Consider the following 5,731-nt stretch of genomic DNA (forward strand, 5'->3'; position numbering starts at 1 on the left):
ACTTTAAGCTTATTACTATATAGGGAATTTAAGAAAAGACGTACGGAAGCTGACATTGAGGTATAACTCAACAATTTGAAATAAGGGAGGCAGATGCTTCCCTTTTTCGTTTCTCTCTTTACCTAAATAAAACAGTGTCTGAGTTGTTAATGAAAGTCTCGCGACTTGGTTTTTAAGCCAACAATCTCATTGGTAATGTCGATAAGTTTCCCTGCAATCACATGTACCACTTCACCTTCTTTTTCTAAGATGCCTTGCACCTTTAACGCCTTAGCTGTGAGATACGCTTGCTGCTGAGCGCGCGCTGTTGCTCCCCATACCACCACGTTAATATTGCCCGTATTATCTTCCAGTGTGACAAAGGTGACGCCAGCTGCGGTTCCAGGTGATTGCTTGCCAGTCACAAGCCCAACAACGGTGACCATGGATTTGTGTCGTTGTTGTTTTAAGTCTTTCATATGAGTGAAGCGACCTAATCGGTTAGCTTCTTCCAGTAACGTGATGGGATGCTTATTCAAGGAGATCCCAACACTGGTGAAATCCTCAAGTAAATCCTGCATCTCGCTAGGTTGTTGTAACCCTTGTTCGTCATTACCCTTTTCAAAGCTGTCATCGATTTGGCTGAACAAGGGTAGGTCAGAGGCCGAGTCCATTATCGCCCAGCGAGTTTGAAAGCGGTCACCTGAAACGTTGTGAAGTGCATTCGCTGAGGCAAGTAGTTCAATGTCTTTCTTGTTGATTGATAACTGTTTTACCTGGCTAGGGTGGCGATAACCCGATCTCGGCCGGTTAGCGAGTACACTCTGGATTCCATGTTCACTCAAGCCTTTGATTTGTCTCATCCCTAAGCGTATTGCTAAACCATTTTGCTGAGAGACAACTGTGTGGTTGTCTTGAGAGGCATTCACACATACAGGGAGTATCGCCACATTGTGTCGCTGAGCATCTTGTACCAATTGCGATGGGCTGTAAAACCCCATAGGTTGGCTATTCAGTAAGGAGGCGTAGAAGCACTCTGGGTAATAGCATTTTAACCAAGCTGAACAATACGCGAGTACTGCAAACGAAGCTGAGTGACTTTCCGGGAAGCCGTACTCACCAAAGCCGCATATCTGTTTAAAGATTTGCTCGGCAAACTCAATGTCATAGCCTCGCTTCTGCATGCCTTCAATGAGCTTGTTTTTAAATTTAAATACGTTACCGTTTTTCTTCCAAGCGGCCATCGCACGTCTGAGCTGATCCGCCTCACCACCTGTAAACCCTGCAGCGACCATAGCGAGTTTTATCACTTGCTCTTGGAATATAGGTACTCCCATAGTGCGCGATAAGACGGATGCCACCTCTTTCGAGGGATAGCTTATTGGCTCAATACCATCACGACGCTTGAGATAAGGGTGCACCATGTCACCTTGAATCGGACCTGGACGCACGATAGCGATTTGAATTACTAAGTCGTAGTAGGTCCTTGGCTTGAGCCTTGGCAGCATGCTCATTTGTGCTCGTGACTCAATTTGAAATATGCCAACGGTGTCTGCTCGCTGAATCATGCCGTACACCTGAGGATCATCCTTAAGGCGAGTGATCTCTGCGATCGTTAACGAGCGGCCATGAATACGCTTGATCAGGTCGAAGCATTTTCGAATGGCAGAAAGCATACCAAGTGCAAGTACATCAACTTTAAGCAGCCCCAGAGTTTCAAGGTCATCCTTATCCCATTGAATAATTGTGCGATCGTGCATTGCGGCGTTCTCGACTGGAACCAATTCATACAAAGGTCCAGAAGAGATCACAAAGCCGCCCACATGCTGAGACAGGTGACGTGGAAAGCCGATGATTTCATTAACCAAATGGATAAACTGCTTACCTTTTAAAGAGTCAGGTTGCAGCCCTAATAGCGTGAGCTGAGCCTGCCAGCCTAGGCTTTTATCTCTGCGGTTGGTGTTCTTAATGAAGTAATCAAGCTGGGTTTCTTGCAGCCCCAATGCTTTACCTACATCCCTTACTGCACTTTTGAAGCGATAAGAAATGACCGTAGCAGCAAGCGCTGCACGTTCTCGACCGTACTTTTTATAGATGTACTGGATGATTTCTTCGCGGCGTTCATGCTCAAAGTCGACATCAATATCGGGCGGCTCATCACGCTCTTTACTGATGAAGCGTTCGAACAGCACTGAGATCTGCCTTGGGTCGACCGAGGTGATCTCTAGGCAGTAACAAACCACAGAGTTGGCCGCTGAACCTCGACCTTGATAAAGAATACCTTGGCTTTTGGCAAACATGACAATGTCGTGGATCGTCAAGAAGAAGAAAGGGTAGTCGAGCTCGTCAATGAGCCCTAGCTCTTTATCGATGATTTGTTGAATGTCACTAGGCACACCTTGTGGGAAACGAGCCTGTTTGCCCTTATCGACCAACATGCGCAGATAACTCATGGGAGTTTCACCTTGAGGGATCAGCTCACTTGGGTATTCGTATCGCAAGCTATCCAAATCAAAGTCACACAGTTCAGCGATGCGATTGCTCTCTTCTAGCCACTCTGTTTTAAAGATATGAGAGAGCTTATTGATGCTTCGTAAACAGCGCTCGGCATTCGCTAACAGATGGCTACCCACCTCGGTAATGGGCTTTTGGTATTTAATCGCAGTGAGTGAGTGCTGTAAGGGCAGACGGTTAGCATTGTGCATTAACACACCGCCACAAGCCGTCATTGGCAGGTGATGATGATGTGACAGCTCTACACAGTAATCGATGTACTGTTGGTCGGTCTGTTTTAGGTGTCGTTGTAAACCAATCCACAATCGACCTGAGTGATGTTGTGAAAGCCATTGTCCCCAATGGGCGTCTTCAGTTTTTTGTTGAGGAAGCCACAGAATGAAGCAGTGCTTAGCCGACATGATATCCCACTCAGAGAGCTGATAATGCCCTTTACTGCTACGGCGTCTCGCGTTAGTAATAATACGGCACAGCTCAGCATAGGCCTTCCTATTTGGGCACAGCAAAACCACTTGGCACTCTTCATTTAGCCAAAACATGCTCCCGACAATCTGCTTGAGCGACAGGTTGTGTTGCTTGATTGCAGAGTGAACCTTAACGATACCTGCGACCGAGCACTCATCAGTGACCGCGAGTGCTTTGTAACGTAAAAAATCTGCCTGTAAAACCAGCTCTTCCGCGTGTGAAGCTCCTTCAAGAAAGGAGTAATTACTTTGGCAGAAAAGCTCTGAGTATTGCTGAGACATAACGTAATCTCACTTAATCACTGCGAGTAAACATGATTGAAAAAGGGGCGTTTAAATTGAGTCAATGGTGCGGGTTGGCGGTTCAACTCTTTATTGGTTAGCTGAGTAAGTGTTGATTAGCTGAATAAGCCGTGTAAGAACCACTGTTTATCTGGTGTTCTAAATACCCACAACCATCGCCCGTTTTCACTGTGAGCAATAAAATAGTCACGAATGATTTTCTCGCCATCCCACCATCCAGAAACAATACGTTCAGGCCCCTGAGATAAGGTGACGTTTTCGGTTAAGGCTTCTGGCTCCGGCAATAAAATGCTGGGCCTGAGTCGCTGCTGACCTATGTTGAGAGCTGGCGCTGTTTGTTCCACAACCTCAACGGTGGCTTTTTTCTTTGCTACGGTTTTACTCAGGGTTGGAAGCGAGTAGCGATTGGCTTTTTCTGGCCTAGGATCCTGCTGTATTTTCGGTGTTTGAATACAGGCTTGTCCGAGCTTTGCCTGTAACAGTGACAGCAGATCTAACACTGCAAGTGTTCCGGTATTGCCATCAAAAAGATCATGGTAGGCCATTTGAGGCTCACCATGACGAACTAACGAGAGAGTGAGCCCTTGAACGGGGGCTGTGAGCTTGAGTGACTCTAAGGTCAGGTGGGTAAGGTTAGCCCACTTTTCAGCAAGGTAGTCGCCCTGTGCTGAATAGAAAGAGACATGGTGATCGTCTTTATCCCTGAGATGCAGAGTCAGTGTTAGCTCAAACGCGACTCTGTCACGCAGCTTCAAAAAGCACTCCAGCTGATTCAATAATTTCAGCAGTGGCTTTTCGATAAATAGAATATTTTCTATATCAAACAACAGCTCCAGATATTGCTGGAAGCTTTCTGGAGGATGATAGAAATCAATAGGATGTTTGAACTGCCCATTCAGACGACCAACATAATTGACTAAGTCGATATCAAAGCGACGTGCGACCTCTTGTAAAGGCAATTTCAATAGCTCTTCAACGATATTAATACCGACACGATTCAAGCGCTCAACTTGCTTAGGTGGCAATTCACTAGAACTCAATGCTTGTTGGTTAACCCAAATTTTCATCTGTTGAACATTGTCTGTTACTTGATTGATCGCTTGCTTACCTAAAAGGATTGCAGAAAGCGGTGAGTAGCCCGTGGCAAAGCGGAACTTAATGTTGAGAGCTTCAATATGGGTTTTAAGTTCATGCCAGTAGTTATCCAGCCCATCGTAAAGCGATAGCATGTTGGAAGCTTTAATCAATAAGCCATTGGGTGGCAATAGGGTCATGTCGGAAGTCACCAGGTACGCCCATTGAGCTATCTCTTTCAATTTGTTTTTTTCAAGCTCAATGCTGTATGGATGAACGTGTAAGTGATGGCAAAGCGCTGCCGCTGACCCTAATCCCATACCCAGTGTGATGCCTGATTCCAGTGCGGCTTGATTAGCTTGTAGCACACGATGATCTTTTTCATCCACGATGATAATTGGTTGCTCATGTGATTCTTTGTTTGAGCCCGATTCATTTGAGTTAAACAAGGTGTCCAATTGCAGAGATGGAAAGTGCAGATACAGCCACAGCATACGCTAGCCTTGTTTCGCAATAGGAAAAGCCAGCACAGTATTAGCAGACAAGGCACGGTGTGAACTGTCGATGCTGATGACTTTCTCTGTCAGTAACGGCCAATGGTGAGTCATGTCGAGGATAAAGCTGCCATACGACCAGCTGCCTTTTCTTTTTGTTACCTCAACCTTTAACCCCTGAGCATGAGAAGAGAGCTTCATGCTTAAAGAAACGGGTAGGGATAATTGATTATGGCTGGTGGCTTTAAAATGAAACTGCAGGCATTTACCAGTTTCACTTGCTGCTTGTAAGCGTTTGGTTTGGTGGATTTCGAGATCGGCGCCCCATAACAATACAGAATGACAAGCACCACTCTTGAGGCATTGCTCAGCAGCCCACAATGCATCGAGATCGCGTTGAGGCTCGATCACCAAGATGTTATCAAGTTCGACTCCTTGGCTACTAAAAAACTCGGCACAGATCTTCCCTGGTGGGTTAATGAATATGGCCAGTTTCTGTGAGTTTTGCTGGGCTAAATAGGGGGTAAGCAGGCGAAGTTCGCCGATCCCTTGTTGTGATTCAACTTCAATAACGCCGTGCGTCGGAAAGCCACCATCAAGCTGTTTATCCAATTGCGGATAGCCTGTTGAAGTGGTACTTCCTAGCGTTGTTGATTGTAGCCCTTTCCAGATTAGCTGGCGGTCTTGTAAGTTTTTTATGAGTTCATGCATAGTTAAATACCTGTATATTTATACAGTATATTTAATCGTGAAAAAGATGCAAAGCAAAATGACGAAAATTAGTAGAAGTAAGTATTAGATGCTTGATTTAGATACAAAAAAAAGCCGCTATTAAAGCGACTTTTTACGATTGGTTATAATATCAACTACTTAGGTTGAGCGTCGATACATTGGCCATTAATG

The 5,731-nt window shown here is 45.4% G+C and carries 3 protein-coding genes; all 3 read right to left on the reverse strand.

Annotated elements, in window-relative coordinates; genetic code table 11:
• Positions 1-146 precede the first annotated feature (146 nt).
• The 3 genes from BCT81_RS09870 to imuA all read right to left on the reverse strand — a co-directional run bounded on the left by BCT81_RS09870 (position 147) and on the right by imuA (position 5,539).
• Positions 147-3,239, reverse strand: a complete 3,093-nt coding sequence (locus BCT81_RS09870) for an error-prone DNA polymerase (RefSeq protein ID WP_102424018.1) — start codon at positions 3,237-3,239, stop codon at positions 147-149.
• Positions 3,240-3,355: 116 nt separating this feature from the next.
• On the reverse strand, positions 3,356-4,828 hold the full coding sequence (locus tag BCT81_RS09875) for a DNA polymerase Y family protein (RefSeq protein ID WP_102424019.1): 1,473 nt from the start codon (positions 4,826-4,828) through the stop codon (positions 3,356-3,358).
• 3 nt (positions 4,829-4,831) lie between these two features.
• Positions 4,832-5,539, reverse strand: a complete 708-nt coding sequence (gene imuA / locus BCT81_RS09880) for a translesion DNA synthesis-associated protein ImuA (protein ID WP_102424020.1) — start codon at positions 5,537-5,539, stop codon at positions 4,832-4,834.
• Positions 5,540-5,731 lie beyond the last annotated feature (192 nt).

This window comes from Vibrio sp. 10N.261.52.A1, from assembly GCF_002876325.1.
Lineage (GTDB): Bacteria > Pseudomonadota > Gammaproteobacteria > Enterobacterales > Vibrionaceae > Vibrio > Vibrio chagasii.

Bases quoted from the DNA above. Each gene is read 5' to 3' on its own strand.
- BCT81_RS09870 (WP_102424018.1), bottom strand. From the start codon at position 3,239: ATGTCTCAGCAATACTCAGAGCTTTTCTGCCAAAGTAATTACTCCTTT.
- BCT81_RS09875 (WP_102424019.1), bottom strand. From the start codon at position 4,828: ATGCTGTGGCTGTATCTGCACTTTCCATCTCTGCAATTGGACACCTTG.
- imuA (WP_102424020.1), bottom strand. From the start codon at position 5,539: ATGCATGAACTCATAAAAAACTTACAAGACCGCCAGCTAATCTGGAAA.